The organism is Salinimicrobium gaetbulicola (assembly GCF_042676025.1).
In the GTDB taxonomy this organism is placed as follows: Bacteria; Bacteroidota; Bacteroidia; order Flavobacteriales; family Flavobacteriaceae; genus Salinimicrobium; species Salinimicrobium gaetbulicola.
Genome location: NZ_JBHTJP010000032.1, coordinates 759,175 through 776,865 on the forward strand (window position 1 = coordinate 759,175; position 17,691 = coordinate 776,865).

At 39.4% G+C, this 17,691-nt stretch carries 19 protein-coding genes; 8 read left to right on the forward strand and 11 right to left on the reverse strand.

The features are described 5' to 3' along the window. Positions 1 to 12 precede the first annotated feature (12 nt). Positions 13 to 1,230 (forward strand): aminotransferase-like domain-containing protein, encoded by a 1,218-nt coding sequence (locus tag ACFQ1G_RS04980; protein WP_380737208.1) that lies wholly within the window; start codon positions 13 to 15, stop codon positions 1,228 to 1,230. An 82-nt stretch (positions 1,231 to 1,312) separates the two neighbouring features. Here ACFQ1G_RS04980 and ACFQ1G_RS04985 read toward each other — a convergent pair whose 3' ends face one another. The 3 genes from ACFQ1G_RS04985 to ACFQ1G_RS04995 form a co-directional block, all read right to left on the reverse strand. Next, the gene (locus ACFQ1G_RS04985) at positions 1,313 to 1,912 is read right to left on the reverse strand and encodes an indolepyruvate oxidoreductase subunit beta (protein ID WP_380737210.1); all 600 of its coding nucleotides are present in this window, start codon (positions 1,910 to 1,912) and stop codon (positions 1,313 to 1,315) included. Between the two features lie 25 nt (positions 1,913 to 1,937). Then, a complete protein-coding gene (locus tag ACFQ1G_RS04990; protein ID WP_380737212.1) occupies positions 1,938 to 3,551 on the reverse strand; it encodes a thiamine pyrophosphate-dependent enzyme in 1,614 nt (537 codons plus the stop codon). 284 nt (positions 3,552 to 3,835) lie between these two features. Then, on the reverse strand, positions 3,836 to 4,279 hold the full coding sequence (locus tag ACFQ1G_RS04995; RefSeq protein WP_380737214.1) for an Hsp20/alpha crystallin family protein: 444 nt from the start codon (positions 4,277 to 4,279) through the stop codon (positions 3,836 to 3,838). Positions 4,280 to 4,502: 223 nt separating this feature from the next. Here ACFQ1G_RS04995 and ACFQ1G_RS05000 point away from each other — a divergent pair, with 223 nt between their 5' ends. Continuing rightward, entirely contained in the window at positions 4,503 to 4,757 is a 255-nt protein-coding gene (locus ACFQ1G_RS05000) for a DUF1456 family protein (RefSeq protein WP_380737216.1), read from the forward strand. Between the two features lie 8 nt (positions 4,758 to 4,765). Continuing rightward, positions 4,766 to 5,455, forward strand: a complete 690-nt coding sequence (locus ACFQ1G_RS05005; protein WP_380737218.1) for a phosphoadenylyl-sulfate reductase — start codon at positions 4,766 to 4,768, stop codon at positions 5,453 to 5,455. A gap of 60 nt (positions 5,456 to 5,515) precedes the next feature. Here the strand turns inward: ACFQ1G_RS05005 and ACFQ1G_RS05010 are convergent, their stop codons facing one another. The 4 genes from ACFQ1G_RS05010 to ACFQ1G_RS05025 form a co-directional block, all read right to left on the reverse strand. Next, on the reverse strand, positions 5,516 to 5,845 hold the full coding sequence (locus ACFQ1G_RS05010; protein ID WP_380737220.1) for a hypothetical protein: 330 nt from the start codon (positions 5,843 to 5,845) through the stop codon (positions 5,516 to 5,518). A gap of 187 nt (positions 5,846 to 6,032) precedes the next feature. Beyond that, positions 6,033 to 6,386: a hypothetical protein gene (locus ACFQ1G_RS05015; RefSeq protein WP_380737221.1), complete on the reverse strand. Its 354-nt coding sequence runs from the start codon at positions 6,384 to 6,386 to the stop codon at positions 6,033 to 6,035. 178 nt (positions 6,387 to 6,564) lie between these two features. Then, positions 6,565 to 7,758 (reverse strand): ADP-forming succinate--CoA ligase subunit beta, encoded by a 1,194-nt coding sequence (sucC, locus tag ACFQ1G_RS05020; RefSeq protein ID WP_380737222.1) that lies wholly within the window; start codon positions 7,756 to 7,758, stop codon positions 6,565 to 6,567. A gap of 107 nt (positions 7,759 to 7,865) precedes the next feature. After that, positions 7,866 to 8,519, reverse strand: coding sequence for an LON peptidase substrate-binding domain-containing protein (locus tag ACFQ1G_RS05025; RefSeq protein ID WP_380737224.1), 654 nt, complete (start codon positions 8,517 to 8,519; stop codon positions 7,866 to 7,868). 222 nt (positions 8,520 to 8,741) lie between these two features. Between ACFQ1G_RS05025 and lysA the strand changes: the two genes are divergently transcribed. Both lysA and ACFQ1G_RS05035 read left to right on the forward strand, forming a co-directional pair. Further along, positions 8,742 to 9,974 carry a diaminopimelate decarboxylase gene (lysA, locus tag ACFQ1G_RS05030; RefSeq protein WP_380737226.1) on the forward strand — a complete coding sequence of 411 codons (1,233 nt, stop codon included), beginning with the start codon at positions 8,742 to 8,744 and terminating at the stop codon, positions 9,972 to 9,974. A 141-nt stretch (positions 9,975 to 10,115) separates the two neighbouring features. Further along, positions 10,116 to 10,562, forward strand: a complete 447-nt coding sequence (locus tag ACFQ1G_RS05035) for a DUF4168 domain-containing protein (RefSeq protein WP_380737228.1) — start codon at positions 10,116 to 10,118, stop codon at positions 10,560 to 10,562. Positions 10,563 to 10,565: 3 nt separating this feature from the next. Here ACFQ1G_RS05035 and ACFQ1G_RS05040 read toward each other — a convergent pair whose 3' ends face one another. After that, positions 10,566 to 11,540 (reverse strand): ion channel, encoded by a 975-nt coding sequence (locus ACFQ1G_RS05040; RefSeq protein WP_380737230.1) that lies wholly within the window; start codon positions 11,538 to 11,540, stop codon positions 10,566 to 10,568. A 147-nt stretch (positions 11,541 to 11,687) separates the two neighbouring features. Here ACFQ1G_RS05040 and ACFQ1G_RS05045 point away from each other — a divergent pair, with 147 nt between their 5' ends. Both ACFQ1G_RS05045 and ACFQ1G_RS05050 read left to right on the forward strand, forming a co-directional pair. Continuing rightward, on the forward strand, positions 11,688 to 13,001 hold the full coding sequence (locus ACFQ1G_RS05045; protein WP_380737232.1) for an erythromycin esterase family protein: 1,314 nt from the start codon (positions 11,688 to 11,690) through the stop codon (positions 12,999 to 13,001). Between the two features lie 9 nt (positions 13,002 to 13,010). Then, entirely contained in the window at positions 13,011 to 13,697 is a 687-nt protein-coding gene (locus ACFQ1G_RS05050; protein ID WP_380737234.1) for an MBL fold metallo-hydrolase, read from the forward strand. Between the two features lie 2 nt (positions 13,698 to 13,699). On the opposite strand, the gene ACFQ1G_RS05055 is transcribed toward ACFQ1G_RS05050, so the two are convergent. Together ACFQ1G_RS05055 and ACFQ1G_RS05060 are read right to left on the reverse strand one after the other, a co-directional pair. Beyond that, the gene (locus ACFQ1G_RS05055) at positions 13,700 to 14,419 is read right to left on the reverse strand and encodes a DUF72 domain-containing protein (RefSeq protein WP_380737236.1); all 720 of its coding nucleotides are present in this window, start codon (positions 14,417 to 14,419) and stop codon (positions 13,700 to 13,702) included. Then, entirely contained in the window at positions 14,416 to 15,201 is a 786-nt protein-coding gene (locus ACFQ1G_RS05060; RefSeq protein WP_380737238.1) for an Fpg/Nei family DNA glycosylase, read from the reverse strand. Before ACFQ1G_RS05060 ends, ACFQ1G_RS05055 begins: the two co-directional genes overlap by 4 nt. A gap of 221 nt (positions 15,202 to 15,422) precedes the next feature. Here ACFQ1G_RS05060 and ACFQ1G_RS05065 point away from each other — a divergent pair, with 221 nt between their 5' ends. After that, on the forward strand, positions 15,423 to 16,019 hold the full coding sequence (locus ACFQ1G_RS05065) for a hypothetical protein (protein ID WP_380737240.1): 597 nt from the start codon (positions 15,423 to 15,425) through the stop codon (positions 16,017 to 16,019). Here the strand turns inward: ACFQ1G_RS05065 and ACFQ1G_RS05070 are convergent. Continuing rightward, positions 16,016 to 17,548, reverse strand: a complete 1,533-nt coding sequence (locus ACFQ1G_RS05070) for a GH3 family domain-containing protein (RefSeq protein WP_380737242.1) — start codon at positions 17,546 to 17,548, stop codon at positions 16,016 to 16,018. The genes ACFQ1G_RS05065 and ACFQ1G_RS05070 overlap by 4 nt on opposite strands. Positions 17,549 to 17,691: the final 143 nt, after the last annotated feature.

Genomic DNA, 17,691 nt, shown 5'->3' on the forward strand with positions numbered 1-17,691 from the left:
TCTTTTTAGGGTATGTATGCATTTTCGAACGCGGTTAACTCCATGCATTCAGAAGACGTCAAACGCTTGATGAAACAGGCATCCGGAAAAAGCCTGATCTCATTTGCCGGGGGAATGCCAAACAATGATTTGTTTCCTGTTAAACAAATTGATGAGATTTATAATTCTCTCCCTGAAGACACGAAAAAATTAGGTTTTCAATACGGCCCCACATCGGGTTATCCCCCTCTGATAAAATCATTGGAAAGCTATTTGAAAAATAAGGGATTGGCGATTGAGGATAATAAGATTTTGATCACTACAGGTTCGCTGCAAGCTATCTCTATTATTACCCAAGAGTTTGTGAACGAAGGGGATATCATATTAACCGAAAATCCGTGTTTTGTAGGAGCCCTGTCGGTTTTTGAAACTGTTGGAGCTGAGATCCATAGTATACCCATTGATAAAAATGGTATTGATATTAATGCCTTAAAAAGTAAAATTGAATCTTTAAACAGAAAGCCTAAATTTTTATATGTCACGCCCAACTATCATAATCCCGCCGGCATCATTTACACACCTGAAAGAAAAAAACAACTTTTGGAAGTTTTATCCGGTACAGGAATAATATTACTTGAAGATGATGCTTACAGCGATCTCTATTTCAATGAAGACGAAAAACACCTGATCAAACCCATGAAATCATTTGGTGTCAAGGATGTGGAAATTATTTATACGGGATCATTTTCAAAAATACTTGGCCCGGGTTTCAGATTAGGTTTTATGTTGTCTTCTGAAGAGATTTTCGAAAAAGCTGAAACGGTTAAACAAGCCTTGGATGCCTGTACTTCTAATTTCATGCAAATATTAGCCAATGAATTCTTAGCGCAACAAAAACTGGAGCCTTATTTGACATTTTTGAGAAGTGAATACCTGGAACGTAAGAACTTACTTCAAAAACATCTGGAAACCTATATGCCAAAAGAGATCACCTGGAATGAACCGAAAGGAGGTTTTTATATCTGGCTTAAATTACCACCACATATAAAGTCTACAGACATTTTCAAGGAAACTGTTACTAAAGGGGTTGTATTTGTAACGGGCAGGACCTTTGACCCAGCCAGTAGAAAGGACGACAGGTTAAGACTTGCTTTTTCAAACATGCCAAAGGATGACATTGAAAAAGGAGTTGTGATCTTATCTGAAACGATAAAAAAGGCACTCAAAACTTCCGAAGCGACCATTCAATAACCAACTAAGGTTTGCGCAAATCGCTTTAGGCATAAAATTGTATCGAGAATAAATCTTTTAAATTTATCCTCGATACTTATTTTTATTTACTGGTGGGCAGATCTGTGATCCCTTCGGCTACTTTTTTACCTTTATTAAAAGCTTCCAGATTTAATTTGATAATTCTCTCACTTTTATGCTGAAACAACTTCTTGATAGCGTCGATCATACTGTCTTCTGATAAAGGAATTATGGCAGATGCTGCTCCCAGTAAAACCATATTAGCGACTTTTGAATTCCCTATATCTTTAGCGATTTGAGTTGCATCTACAATTACATTATTCGGATGCTTTTTAATCTGATCAAACAGATCATTTTTTTCAGGATAATTGGTAGTATTGACAAAAGTTTCTGAATCTGTAACCAACCAGCCGTCTTTCTTTAAAAAAGGCATATATCTTAATAATTCCATGGGTTCAACCGATAAAATAAGGTCAGCTTTTCCCTCCGGAATGAGATCAGAAAATATTTCCTTATCAGATATTCTTACATGTGATTGAACGGCACCGCCGCGTTGGCTCATCCCGTGAACTTCTGATTGTTTAATGAACAAATTTTCGCTTAAAGCAGCCGTATCCATAACCGCGGCAATAGTGAGAATACCTTGACCACCAACTCCTGATAATATTATATTTGTTTTCATTTGTTTAATTTTTAAGTCAAATACTCTAGTTCAATGACGCAATTCTGGCTTTAATTTGTTCCTTCTGATCTCTGGATAATCTAACACAGGGTCTTTCAGAAATAATGACCGAAACACCTTTATATTTCAATTCATTCCGCAGAACTTCTACATTTTCTTCGTGGTTCTTCTTAAGAGGCACTATGGTTTTCAGGTGATCAGGATGAACTCCTATACCCAAACAGATCTTGTGTAATCTTCCAACTGCTGTTGATTCCTGAGCTCCTGTCATAGCAACAGCAGAGTTGTCTGAAATAATAACCGTAATTGGTGTATTTTCATATACGGCATCTAAAAGCCCTGTCATACCGGAATGTGTAAAAGTTGAATCACCAATAACCGCGATAACATTCTCCAATCCCGCATCTGCAGCTCCTTTTGCCATAGTTATGGAAGCTCCCATATCGATCAGGGTATTAATGGTATTCAAAGGTGGTAAAGCACCCAACGCGTAACAACCAATATCCCCAAACACGTTTTTGTTCCCGATCTCAGGTATCAAATCATTTATAGTATTAAAAAGGTCTGTATGACCGCAACCCTCACACAGTTGAGGAGGTCTTGGAGTAACTATAGAAGGGATAGATTTTAAACTATTCTGAAAAAGACCTAAAGCCTTGCCAACTATGTTAGGATTCAATTCTCCGGTTCGAGGGAGGTCACCAGACAATCTTCCTTTTATTTTATCATTTTCATCAAAATAATTTTGAAGCAGCTCTTCTACTATAGGATAGCCTTCTTCTATAACCAGGATTTCATCACAGTGCTGGTATAAAGCTTTAATTTTTTGTTTGGGTAAAGGATATTGAGAGATCTTCAAAACGGAATATTTAGATTCCTCTTCTCCTATATTTTCCATCACATAATTATAGGCCAGCCCACAAGCTATGATCCCTATGCCCTTGTCCTTACTTAATTTTAACTTATTTAAATATGAATTTTCAGAATGTTCAATTAAAGTATCCTGTTTATTGACCAAAAGATCATACTGCTTTTTCGCGTTCATAGGAAGTAAAGCAAATCGGGAAGTATCAGCCGGTAAATTTACTTTGTTTGGTTCACGTCTGTCCTTTACTTCTATACCTGCCCGGGAATGTGATAAACGGGTAACCATTCTTAATAATACAGGTAATTTTAGTTCTTCCGATAGTTCAAAGCTATACAACATAACGTCATAGGCTTCTTGCTGATTTGATGGTTCCAAAATTGGGATCATAGCGAATTTCCCATAAAAACGTGAATCCTGTTCATTCTGCGATGAGTGCATTGAAGGATCATCGGCTACTACAACTACGAGTCCGCCATTTACTCCGGAAACCGACATATTCATAAAGACATCAGAAGCCACATTCAGGCCCACATGTTTCATGACCACCATAGACCTCTTTCCAACATAAGACATACCTAAAGCGGCTTCCATGGCCGTTTTTTCATTGACAGACCAGGTCGTGTGTATCTTTAATTCCTTTGCAAGCTTTGACCTTTGAATATATTCAGTGATTTCCGTTGAAGGAGTGCCGGGATAAGCGTAAACACCCGACAAACCAGCATCAATACTACCTTGCGCAAGTGCTTCATTACCTAATAGTAAACTTTTCATCTGTTGATATTTTGTTCTTATAATGTGGAAATGACCTTCTCTTAATAGACATTTCCTACAACGTTTTAGTTGCGCAACTAATTTAGAAGTATCACGGTTAACAGATTATGACGTAAGTCATACGTTGAGCATGTCAAACAGGTAAGTTTTTATAATCAAGAAGAGGTTTCAAAAATGACATATTTGACAGGTACTGGTGAATTACCTCCGCCTGTAGGTGGAGATGCATAAAAAAAACGCTCCCGAAAAAAGAGCGTTTTTTTTGTCATTTCTGAGACCTTATATTACGAGATCTCGATCATTCGTTTTGGCTGTACTTTGGCTTCTTCTTTCTTTGGAAGCATGATCTCCAATACTCCGCTGTTATAGGCAGCAGAGATCTTTTCACTGTCAATAGTTTCAGGCAGACTGAAAGCTCTTTTGAAATTGGTATAGTTAAACTCTTTACGGGTAAACCTTCCATTCTTCTCTGTAATTTCATTTTCCTTTTTCTCTTCAGAAGAAATGGTCAGAATATCATTATCCAATTCAATAGTAAAATCTTCCCTGGTTTTTCCTGGTGCAGCAACAGAAACCATGAAATTATCATCGCTTTCCATAATGTTCACTGCAGGAATACTGGTTCCAATACTGTTAACATTAGTGGTTCCCCCTAACCAATCTGTTTTAAACATATCGTCAAAAACTGATGGCAGCCAATTGGCCTCGTTTCTTTTAATTAAGCTCATATCTCTATATATTTTAGGTTTAACATTAAGTTTCACATCAAACGATTAGCAAAACAAATACCAGTTGAAAATAAGCGTCATTATGTCGCAATCACCCTCAAACAAACTGACTTTTTGACATTTAAGACTTGGAAATCTTAAAATTTCCTATCTTTTAACCCTTGGAAGTTTCTATGAATGATGAAACTTCCTTATTTTTGCCCGTCTACATTAAATCAAAAGAATGGCCCTATCAAATAATGACGTTTTTAAAAAATTACGAGTTGCATTGAAATTACGTGACGACGATATTGTCCACATCTGCTCGCTCGTAGATTTTAAGGTCACCAAAAGTGAGATCGGGGCTATATTTAGAAGTGAAGACCACCCTAAGTATATGGAATGCGGAGATCAATTTCTTCGGAATTTCCTGAACGGGCTGGTCATCTACAAGCGTGGACCGATGCCCAAAAAGAACGAGCCCAAGAAAAAACCATAACCCCCTGAATGGAAATCTTAACCGAAAAAAGAGAAGTTTCTACTGAAGAAATAGCATACCTAAATAGCAAATATAAATCTCTATCCATTGAAGAAAGGATCAGGGAATTATATAATGACTTCAGTGAACCCGAGGTTATGCTTACCAGTTCTTTTGCCGCGACTTCAGCCTTTTTATTGAAACTGTTTTCTCAGGCAAATACAGATCAACTGGTATATTTTATTGACACCGGATATCACTTTGCAGAGACCATCGAATACAAAAAGCGACTTACAGATCTTTACGGGCTGAAGGTTAAATCTATTAGCGCCCTCAAAGAAGAGCATGATTTCACCCGGCAGGACGAAACCTGGAACAAGAATCCTGATTTTTGCTGCTATTTGAATAAGGTGAAACCTCTTGACCTTATCAAATCTAAATACACGGTTTGGGTAAGCGGACTTATGGAATGGCAAAGCGATCACAGGGCTTCACTTGATATTTTTGAATACCGTGGGGAGATTTTAAAGTTCTACCCTTTATTAGATGTAACAAGGAAAGAAAGGGACGCCTTTATTGAAGAGCACCAGCTTCCCTTCCACCCTTTAGTCGCTAAAGGTTTTAACTCCATTGGCTGTTCTCATTGCACCCAGCCGGGGGAAGACCGTAACGGAAGATGGAATAACAACCCGAAAACCGAATGCGGGCTGCATCTATAAAAAAAGAATCCCGGCAAGAACCGGGAAACTAAACTCAACAATAATAGTTTTTTCTTTTTTTTAGCTCAGGACTACCGAGATCTCATAAATTTTACCGGTTCTCCAAAACTCTCCGGGAAGCTCCTTATTTTCAAGCTTCTTCTGAAGGAATTGATTAATTTCCTCATTAGAACTTGCAACTGATAGACTTTGGATCTTTTGATCATCTGAAACCGAAAAGAATACGGTTACTGTGTAATGAGCGTCTACCTGAAGACAGGACTCCTGGATCAAATTCTCAATTTCCGAAGTAATGGAATTGGTATTGGTCAATTTATGAGCCGTATTTGCAAATACCGCTGAACTCATAATGAAAGAAACTCCGACTAACAATAATTTTAAATGTCTCATGATAATTCGTTTTTAGATTGATTGACTCTTTGATGATTGATGATTTACTTAAAAGACTATTCAAAAAGCTGAATGTTACATCTCCTTCATTTTTTAACTGATTTTTAAGAAGTTATACTAATTAATAGATCAATTAAGCAAAAAAAAATCCGACATCAAGTCGGATTTAATTCTCAATAGGAGAAGATCATTTCTTTGCCTTCACCTGTATTGGTAATTCATACAATTTTTCAGCTAACCATCCTTTTCCTTTTAATTTATGATCCTGTAATCTCATCTCCAGGAATTTGTTCACTTCCTCATTTGGGGAAGAAATACTTCTAACATCTATCTTTTTATCCTGGGTTACCATAAAGATCACGGTCACAGTAAAGTCTTCTTCTATAACAAGACTTGAGTTTCGTAACAACTTTTCTATTTCATAAGAAACAGAAGTCCTTTTTAAATTTTCAGGATGATTGGTTGAACGATCTGCATTCGCATACATTGAAGTACTCATTGCCAAGACTAAGGCGACAAACATGAATTTTAAATTTCTCATAAGGCTTCGTTTTAATGATTAAATATGATTGATGTATTTATCCAAAAGACCGTATGGGAAATATTTTTGTTACACCTCTAAGAAAAAAATTAGAAAAAATGGTAATTACGAATACATTAAAAAAAAAGAAAGCCTCAATAAATTGAGGCTTTCCGGAGTATTTAAATATGTCATCTGGTTATGCCAGAACTTCGTGTACTTTATCTGCAGCTTCCTGGAATTCCACAGCACTGTGAACATCCAATCCGCTGTTATCAATTAATTCTTTCGCGATATCAGCATTAGTTCCCTGAAGACGAACAATGATAGGCACAGTGATCGCGTCACCCATATTTTTATAGGCATCAACAATTCCTTGAGCTACACGGTCACAACGAACGATCCCACCAAAAATATTAATAAGGATAGCTTTTACATTCTCGTCTTTCAAGATCAAACGGAAAGCTTCTTCTACTCTTTTTGCATCTGCAGTTCCTCCAACATCAAGAAAGTTAGCTGGTTCTCCACCGGCTTGTTTGATCAAGTCCATGGTAGCCATTGCAAGACCTGCACCATTTACCATACAACCTACGTTACCGTCAAGATCCACATAGTTCAAACCAACAGCCTTAGCTTCTACTTCAACCGGGTTTTCCTCACGAATATCTCGCATTTCCATATAGTCTTTATGACGGAAAAGTGCGTTTTCATCAATAGTCACCTTCGCATCAACTGCAAGGATCTTATCATCACTCGTTTTTAACACCGGGTTGATCTCAAATAATGAAGAATCAGATTTTGTATAAGCTTCGTAAAGAGCCATTACGAATTTGGTCATTTCTTTAAATGCCGCTCCGCTTAATCCAAGGTTGAAAGCAATTCTTCTGGCCTGGAAAGGCATTAAGCCTACTGCAGGATCAACTTCCTCGTTGAAGATAAGATGCGGTGTTTGCTCAGCAACAGTTTCGATATCCATCCCACCTTCGGTAGAATACATGATCATATTTCTCCCTGTAGAACGGTTAAGAAGTACAGACATGTAATACTCATCTGGCTCATTTTCTCCAGGATAATATACATCCTCAGCCACCAATACCTGGTGAACTTTCTTTCCTTCCGCAGAAGTTTGCGGAGTAACCAGATTCATTCCTATGATCTGTCCTGCGATCTCTTCTACCTCCTGAAGATTTTTAGCAAGCTTCACTCCACCACCTTTTCCACGTCCACCGGCATGCACCTGTGCTTTGATTACGTGCCATCCGGTTCCGGTTTGCTCAGTAAGTTTTTTTGCAGCATCTACTGCCTCTTTAGCATCTTGTGCAACGATACCTCTTTGTACGCGTACGCCAAAGCTGCTCAATATCTCTTTTCCTTGATATTCGTGTATGTTCATAATGAGGTGTTTCTTCTGTGTTTATTAGGTTCACAAAAGTAACAAACATTATAGGATTCTGCCAATCTTTTTTAACTTCGGAAACAGTCGGTAAGCCAGAGGTGTTTTTATTTTTTTCGAAGACGGAATTCCCTGAAATCCAACGGGTCAAAATTCCTGAAGTGACCATTGAGTTCAATGACATATTTGGCCCGGTTCATTTCCTGAACGATAGGAATTGTGATCAATAAATGATTTATGAGGTAGGCCAGTCTTTCTTTTTCTGAATTCATTGTCAGCAGTGTGTATTCCTGCTGAAGTGAAAGCCCAATTTTATGAGCTAAAGTGTAACTGCGGAAGGTTTTCATGTCTAATTTGGGACCAGGCACTTCCAGATGAATGTACAACTCTGTGATAAGGCCTATCAACTGTTCTATTTGTTCCGGTTCATGCTCATCTTTATTTTCTATGAATTCAACATCACCGCCGGCATATATTTTCCCTTCTTCTTTATAATCAAATTCGGTAACCCTGAATACCTTAAGGCCTTTACAAATAACATCCTTAGCTCCTGAAGGGTAGCTTTGAACGACTTTGACCAGCTCAACTTCTGTCCCGTATTCTATCCTGTCATTGAGATATACCGGAATACCGAATGTTATCCCTGTAGTCTCACAATCCTCGATCAATTGTTTGTACCGTTCTTCAAATATATGCAATGGAAGATCTTCACCGGGAAAGACCACATTTTGTAAGGGAAACAAAGCCAATCGAGAAGTCATAATTACTTGATTTACAGTTTTTAAATTACAAAATTCTTAGGTTTATTTAGTGAGTCGAAAGAAATTTTATAACCTGACCGACAAAAATAACTTCTGAAAAGAAAATTTTAAGGCTGCTAACTGTTCTAAAAATAACAATTTGTTAGAATTGGTTAATTTCACCACTTTAGTGTGGTGCTCATCAAAATACGGTATATTTTTGCAAACTAATTTTTTCCACCTATGAATAATCAGGATTTATTAAAGATCGCAGAAGAATTCGGCAGCCCGGTTTATGTTTATGATTCAGAAAAGATCATTTCTCAATATAACAGGTTAAAGAATGCTTTCAACCAGGTAAAGCATCTTAAGATCAATTATGCTGTAAAGGCCTTATCGAACATCAGCATCCTTCGACTTTTCAAGCAGCTCGATGCCGGTCTTGATACCGTTTCAATCCAGGAGGTAAAATTAGGTTTGGAGGCCGGTGTAGATCCCTCAAAAATAATCTACACTCCAAACGGTGTTTCTCTGGAGGAAATTGAAGCCGTGGCGAAATTGGGTGTACAGATCAACATTGACAATCTCTCAATTCTGGAGCAATTTGGCTCGAAACATCCTGAAATTCCCGTATGCATCAGGATCAATCCGCATGTGATGGCCGGCGGTAACACCAATATTTCAGTAGGCCACATAGATTCCAAGTTCGGTATTTCAATTCACCAGATCCCGCATCTGCTTAGGATCGTGGAAAACACCGGAATGAACATTAACGGTATTCACATGCACACGGGAAGTGATATTCTGGATATCGAGGTTTTCCTGTATGCTTCGGAAATTCTTTTTGAAACCGCTAAAAACTTTAAGGAACTTGAATTTATTGATTTTGGAAGCGGATTTAAAGTCCCGTATAAAGAAGGGGATATTGAAACGAATATTGAAGAGTTAGGAGAGAAACTTTCCGCAAGGTTCAAGGAGTTTTGTAAGGAATATGGAAAAGAACTTACCCTGGCTTTTGAACCGGGAAAATTCCTGGTAAGTGAAGCCGGAAAATTCCTGGTCAGGGTAAATGTGATCAAACAAACCACTTCTACTGTTTTTGCCCAGGTAGACAGCGGATTCAACCACCTGATAAGACCTATGCTTTACGGTTCCAGGCATGAGATCCACAACATCTCACACCCTGAAGGCAAAGAAAGATTCTACTCGGTGGTTGGATATATTTGCGAAACTGACACTTTCGCGACCAATCGCAGGATTTCAGAAATTAAAGAAGGAGATATTCTCGCTTTTGACAATGCAGGTGCCTACTGCTTTTCAATGGCCAGTAATTATAACTCCAGATTTAGGCCGCCGGAAGTTTTATGGCACAATAACAAAGCCCATCTTATAAGAGAACGTGAAACATTTCAGGATCTTCTAAAAGGGCAAATCCCGGCTGACCTTTCAGACATTGAAAATAAAGTTGACGAATAAAAATTGGCTCCTGATAAGGAGCCTTTTTAATATCCTCTTAATAACGTTAAACTTTGTAAAACTTATCTCAATTTGAACCCAAATATTTGAATTTTACCTGTTTATCACTCTAGGTTTGCACGAACCATTTAAAACCTCCCAATGTGCATTAGAAAAATAGCAGGCTCTCTATTGATTTTCATTTTATTCAGTACACCATTACTTGCCCAAAATGACCTGCCGGAAATATCAGATTCAGAACTGGAAAAATTCAGTAAGGTATTTAGGGATTTACGGGCCTTAGATAAGGAGATCCAGAAAAACATGATCGATATTGTTTCAGAGGAAAAAATGGAGATTCAGCGTTTCAACGAACTCTATAAACAAGACCTGGATCCTAAACAGAAACTCAATCTTTCCGAAGAAGAAGAAATAAAATACACTCGTATTGTTGAAGAGATCGAAAATATGCAGATCGACTTTCAAAAAGATATAGAAGAGACCCTAAGAAATGTTGGTTTATCGGTCGAAAAGTATCAGCAGATCGCAACCAGGGTACAGATAGATGCCCATCTTCAAAAACGACTACGAAAATCCATCAACGATTAAAGATCATTGCTGCTCTTTTAACCTATATACTTCTTTCCAGTTCCATCCCGCATACCTCAAACTGGCTGTAAGACGGCGGTCCATATCTGAATACCGCTTATATACATAACCATATTTCCTCCAGAAACTTCTCAGGGTAGTCAGCGAATCCAGCTTGTCTGGCGCATCTTCGGGAGATTCCAGACCCAGTTTTAAATATTGTTCTATAGCATTGATCACCACGTTGATCTTAGTATGCTCGATTGTATTAGGAGCCCAATCCATTTTCAACACTTCCAGAACTTCATGAAGGGCGGCCAGTTGCACTATCAAAGCCGAATCCCGCTCTTTAGAAAGAAAGTAATTCACCATAGGAAAAGCCAGGTAAGAACTCGCGTTTTTCAATATTAATTGACGCAGGTTTTCGGCATCGGAAACAAAGCCTGAAAGATCATCTTCCTGTTTATAGAACTTATAGATTTGTTCCACATCACATCCCATTGTAGAAAGTAAAAATGAGAGTTCTTTTTTCCCAAGCACCGCCTGAACCACACTTAATAGGTATGTCAAGCCGGTCGTGATGAGAACGAAGCCCGTAAATGACAGAATGCCCGCAAGTACCTGACTAGTTTGATTTCCCGGAATAAAATCTCCTATTCCCAGAGTTGAAAGTAAATAACAGGTAAAATAAAACCGCTGTACGGTGGTCGCCGGTAAATGCGTGGTACTGTTTATCACCATTTCATCTCCGGCAGTAAAGATTATAAAGGTTCCCCAGTATAAAAGGGCCATCCACACAAAACTGGTAATCAAAAGATGTGTAAGCCCTGAAAAATTAAAGATAGATCGGCTCCGGTTTTGAAGAATCATATTATTGAGTAACCTGTTCAATGCACCTGATAGGAAACCAAAACCCCTACCGGAGAAAGTGGTATGGAAAAAATCGAGAAAAGTAATAAGGATGATCAGGATCCCTATAATAATTTGAAATACCTCCATATCTCTAATTTAACCAAATCCTCCTTAAAATTTTCCTACAGCCATTTAAAATTTTCTAAAGCCCGCCCTTAAATGGAAGCTTCCCAGAAAGATATTTCGTAATTTATACACTCATTTTCAATACAGTACAATCAAAAATAAATTTGCATGGCTAACTGGATTTCAAATTTTACGTCACAAGAAGACCTTTCAGCAAAGCATATCAGGCCGCTGGAAAATGCAGAAGACCTGGATCCACTTTTGGAAAGAATTGGTGACTCCAGATATGTGCTTTTGGGAGAAGCCACCCACGGAACTCACGAATATTACACCTGGCGCGCCGAGATCTCCAAGCGACTCATTGAAGAAAAGGGCTTTTCTTTTATTGCTGTAGAAGGCGATTGGCCAGACTGCTATAAAATAAACCGATGGATCAAAGACCTGCCTGATTCCGGTTCAAGCATTACTGAAGTGCTTCAATCCTTCAAACGCTGGCCTACCTGGATGTGGGCAAACTGGGAGGTGGCCGCCTTCGCCCGGTGGCTCAAAAATTATAATTCCGGATTGGCTTCTGAAGAAAAAATTGGTTTTTACGGATTGGATGTTTACAGTCTATGGGAGTCCATGGAAGTAATTGTAAACTACCTCGAAAAAGAAGATCCTGATATTGCAGGCCTCGCGAGAAGAGTGGCCGACTGTTTTGAACCCTACCGGAAAAATGATTCTTATGCAACCGCGTACCGGGGATTAAACCAGCGTTGCAGGAATGAGGTGGTTCAATTGCTGACGGAAGTAAGACAGAATATAGAAAAATATAAGGATGAGCGGGAAGCCGGGTTAAATACAGAATTGAATGCCCTGGTGATGAAGAACGCCGAAAAATACTACGAGGCCATGGCCTCTTTTGACAGTTCATCCTGGAACGTACGGGATTCTCATATGGTAGAAACCCTCAATGTTCTTATGGATTATCATGACCACCATTCAAAAGTGATCATTTGGGAACACAACACACACATTGGCGATGCTCGCGCTACCGATATGGCAGCGCACGGAATGCATAATGTTGGGCAACTGGTGCGGCAGCAACATCAGGATGAAGGAGTGGTACTAGTAGGTTTTGGTTCTTATGAAGGCTCTGTCACTGCCGGTGAATTCTGGGGTGGTGAAATGCAGGAAATGCGACTACCTAAAGCCATTGATGGCAGTCTGGAAAAGATCCTTCACCAGTTTGAAGGCACCAACAAATTACTGATCTTTAATGATAACTCCCCGCTAAAAGAGATCTTTAGTGAAAAGCTGGGACACCGTGCGGTGGGTGTGGTCTATAATCCACATAGTGAGAGGGGAAATTATGTACCTTCAATCATTTCAGACCGCTATGATGCCTTTTTGTTCATTGACAAAACCAAGGCTCTCCATCCTTTGCATATCAAACCGGACGGTCACCTGGTTCCTGAAACTTACCCCTTCGGAATTTAATCTTAAAGTATGAAGGTTAAGATCCTTGGCACCCGCGGAAAGATAAAACCCTCAGCGCCGAAACACCGCAATTACAGCGGAATTTTGATCGATGACAAAATACTTGTGGATATAGGAGAAGAGACCTATTTAAAATACTCTCCTGAAGCTGTTGTTTTCACCCATTTTCATCCCGATCACGCGTTTTTTGTTTTCGATGATCAAATATTCACTCCCGAAATACCTCTTTTCGGTCCCGAATCAAATGAACTTATTCCGAACCTTAATGTAATTTCCGGCCCCTTCCATATTGATGACTACCGGTTCACCCCCATTCCTGTAATTCATGCCTTGCATTTAAGATCGTATGCGTATATCATTGAAAAGGGAAATAAAAGGATCATGATCACAGGAGACATGGCCTGGATCGAAAAGGCGGAGTTGCGGGATCTGCCGAATATGAATTTGATAATAACCGAAGGCTCATTTATAAGAAAGGGAGGTATGATCAGGCGAAAAGAAGATAAGATCTTCGGGCACACAGGCATCCCCGATCTTATTCGTATTCTTGGGCCGCTTACCAACAGGATAGCGTTTAATCATTATGGGAATTGGTATTTTGATGATATACAGAAAGCCAATAAGACCTTAAAAGCCTTTGCTACCCCCAAACTAGAAATCATCCCGGGATATGACGGTCTGGAGATCACTATTTGAAGTTAATTTTCGAAAAGACTTCTTAATTCCCTTGCATTTTCAGGGGCATTTGCGTGCATGTCATTATTGAAATAAATAAAGATCTCCTCCAGGTCGGTTTTCATGATCTGGTCATACCATTCTTTAAGTTCATCTTCGGAATACAGGTAATCATACCATTTCTTCCCTTTACCGTGGAAACGCAGGTAACCCGTTTTTCCCGTGGTGACCATTTCTTCCGGGAACTTCGGACTTGAAATAGCACAAAAGATCACATTATGATCTGCAAGTAAATTATATACTTCTTGATCATACCAGGATTCATGCCTGAACTCGATCACATTTTTGATATCAGGGTCCAGGAGCGAGCAAAAGTCTTTTAGGCGATCACCATCCCTATGCAAACTGGGAGGCAACTGCCACAAAACACTTCCGAGTTTATCTTTTAAAATCTTTGCAACCTCACTGAACTGTGCAACACTTTCTTCCACCTCATTCAGCTTTTTCATATGCGTCACATATCTGCTTCCTTTTAGAGTGAATAAGAAGTCAGACGGCACAGTTTCACGCCACTTTTCCACATATTCATCTTTCGGAAACCTGTAGAAAGTACTATTTACCTCTACGGAATTAAATTGCCCCGAATAATATTCTAACCAATTTTTAGCCGCGAGTTTTTCAGGGTAGAACTTTCCGCGCCAGTCTTTATAATTCCACCCCGAACAACCTATATGCACTTTCATTCATTTTCTTTTTGACATTCAGGGCAGAAGTATGTGCTCCTGCCGGAAACCTTGATCATTTCTATCTTGCCAGAACACTTCGGGCACTTCTCCCCTTCTTTGCGATGAGAGATCAGATAATCTGAAGGAAATTCCGAGCGCTCGCCTTCCTTATCTATGGCCATTTCCAACACTTTCTTCATCTCTTTAAACAGCCGCTTTTCATCGGAATCTGAAAGCTTTCCCGTCCTGGTCTTCGGGTGGATCTTACATTGATAGAGCATTTCGTCAGAATATACATTTCCTATCCCTGCGACCATATGCTGATCAGTAAGCGCTCCCTTGATACTTCCGGACTTTTGGCCTAACAGTTCCAAAAATTCCTTTTCTTCCAGATCAAGAGCATCTTTTCCCAAAAAATGATCTTTCTTGAATTCTTCAATACTTTCGGCTAAATAGATCTTCCCCAGTTTCCGTCTGCAAGCATAAGCCAGTTGATAACCGTTTTCAAAATGAAAAATGAGTTTTGCATATTTAGGTGGATCCTGATTCTTATAGTATTCCAGTTCCCCGGTCATCCCAAAATGAAGTACTAAAACAGGTTTTGCGGTAGTTTTCAGAAACAAATATTTTCCGATCCTGGACGTCTCATCAAACTCTTCTCCCTTAAGTGCCTTTTCAAAATCAGATTTTGGAGATTGAAGCAGACTGGTATCAGGAAAGGACAAGCTGGTAATTTTTTTATGAAGGGAAGTCGCATCCACGTATTTCTTGAACAAGGCTATTTCTGGTAATTCCGGCATAATAATTGGTTTTTTGTCAGCTCATTTAATTTACTCAAAAACAAGGGTATACCCCAAAAGTTTTTTACGAAGTTTTCTTTCGGTTTCCCTTGAGAATTCTTACATTAAAGGAACAGACTACAAAACAATTCATACCAAAAGATTTGGTTAGAAAATTCACCATACTATTATCAACCCTTGCACTTCTGTTGAGCATAACAGGATGTGGAGTAAACCGAACTATGAGTAAAAAAGTCGTTTTTGAGGACAACAAAACAATTCCCGCAGATATTTTAGAAGAGGCAAAAATTGCCCTGTCCTATTACCCCCAATTGAAGGATGTGGAGATTGAATTCCGATATAAAGATGATATCAAAAAATCCTTTATGCAGGCCCAACCTAAATTCAGCAACCTCTTCAAAGGAAAAAAAGACCGCAGTTATTACATTTTCATAAGCAGCAGATTCGTTATCGAAGAAGAAGAATTCTCAATGGCCGATATTCCTTCCGAAGTTTTGATCGGCTGGCTGGGTCATGAGCTGGGACATATCATGGATTACCGGGACAAAACCGCCATGGGTCTTGTCATCTTTGGAATGCGGTATATTACCTCCTCAAAATATATAAAAGAGGCAGAAAGGGCCGCAGATACCTTTGCTGTCAACCACGGGATGGGAGATTACATTCTGGCAACCAAGGATTTTATACTGAATCATTCACATCTTTCCGACACGTATAAAGAAAGGATCGCGAGATTATACCTTTCCCCTGAAGAGATCATTGTACTCGTAAACAAGTTCGAAGAAGATCTTGAAACAGCCGAAAAAGAAGGAGGTTAATGGCCGGGATTTTGCTCTTCCACAAATTTCTCCCACTTGGCGAATTTTTCCTCATTCATCACTTTTTCCATTTTTACCTGGCCGCCTTTTTTCTTATTGGCCCCGCTCCATTCAACAAAAATCTTAGGATCTACGGTCACCACTTCCACTCCCTTTAAGGCTTTACTCCTCGCCACGGCATAGTTCTTATTGGCTTCCTGGAGACTTTCATCCAGGGCTTCTGCCAGTTCCTTTTCATCAGCCTTACCTTCTACACCCAGGTACCACTTATGAATGAATTCCCCGTCCTTTTTTACCGCAGCGACGGTGAATTCAGGAATTGTAAGATTAAATTTCTTTTCCAGTTCTTTCACGGCATCATTCATTTTATTCACAGAAAGCTGGGATCCAACCACGTTGAGGAAGAATTTAGTCCTTCCGGTGATCTTGATCTCGTGACGTGCTACATCTGTAAACTTTATGGTGTCACCAATGAGATATCTCCAGGCTCCTGAAACCGTACTTATTATTAGAACATATTCCTCTTCTTCCTTGACATCCTTTAGCTGCACTACCGGAGTATTTTCCTTTATTGAGCCGTCTTCACTGATGTATTCGGGTTTAAAGGGCACAAACTCAAAATAGATCCCGTTATCAAGAACCAACTTCATGGCAAGTGTCTCTGGTCTGGATTGAAAAGCCAGGAAACCTTCCGAAGCTAAATAAGTATCGATAACAGTAACAGGCCTCGCAAGCAATTTTTCGAAAGTCTTCTCGTAAGGTTCAAAAGCCACCCCTCCGGTTGAGTAAACATGCAGGTTTGGCCAGATCTCGTGAATGTTTTTTAGATCGTGATATTCCAGGATCTTTTTGATCATCAACTCGGTCCAGGAAGGAATCCCGGTGATCGCGCCAATATCCCAGTTTGGGGCTTCTTTGGCTATTTCAAGCACCCGCTCATCCCAGTCATCGATCTCTGCGATCTCCACCCCCGGTTTATAAAAATTCCGGAACCAAACGGGAATATTACTCGCACTGATCCCGCTGATCTCGCCCTCTGCATGATCCTCTTTTTCATCAAGGTTCGTAGAGCTCCCCAACATCATTATCTCCTTTTCAAAAAAATCGGAAGGCAAGTCATAGTTGGAGAGAGTTCCCACCTGCTTAATACCTGTCTGCCTTATAGCTTCCACCATATCATCGGAAACGGGTATGCGTTTACTGGACTTCCCGGTAGTACCAGAACTTCTGGCGAAGTAAGGTGGTTTCCCCGGCCAGGTAACATTCTCTTGCCCGTCATGCATCTTACTCCACCACTCTTCATTGATCTTATTGTAATCGAAAAAAGGGACCTTTTCTGCAAATGTGGTCTGCACATCATCACTTTGGAGAATCTTCTCAAATTCATAATGCTTCCCGAAAGCGGTGTTTTTGGCTTTTTCCAACAGGCCCTTAAGCACTTTCTCCTGCGCCTCATATGGATCGGGGTCAGATACTACCGCATCCCGGGCGTGGATAAGTCCTTTAATAATAGATCCGATTACTGCCATAAATTTGATTTTTAGGGAAGATACTTAAAACCCGAAAAAACATTCAAACGGGCTATTTACATTTATAATGAATTTAACCTTTACCTGCTGCTGCCTTTAAAAAAGTGTATTGAAAATGATATTTCAGAAAAGTTTTTCCTGAA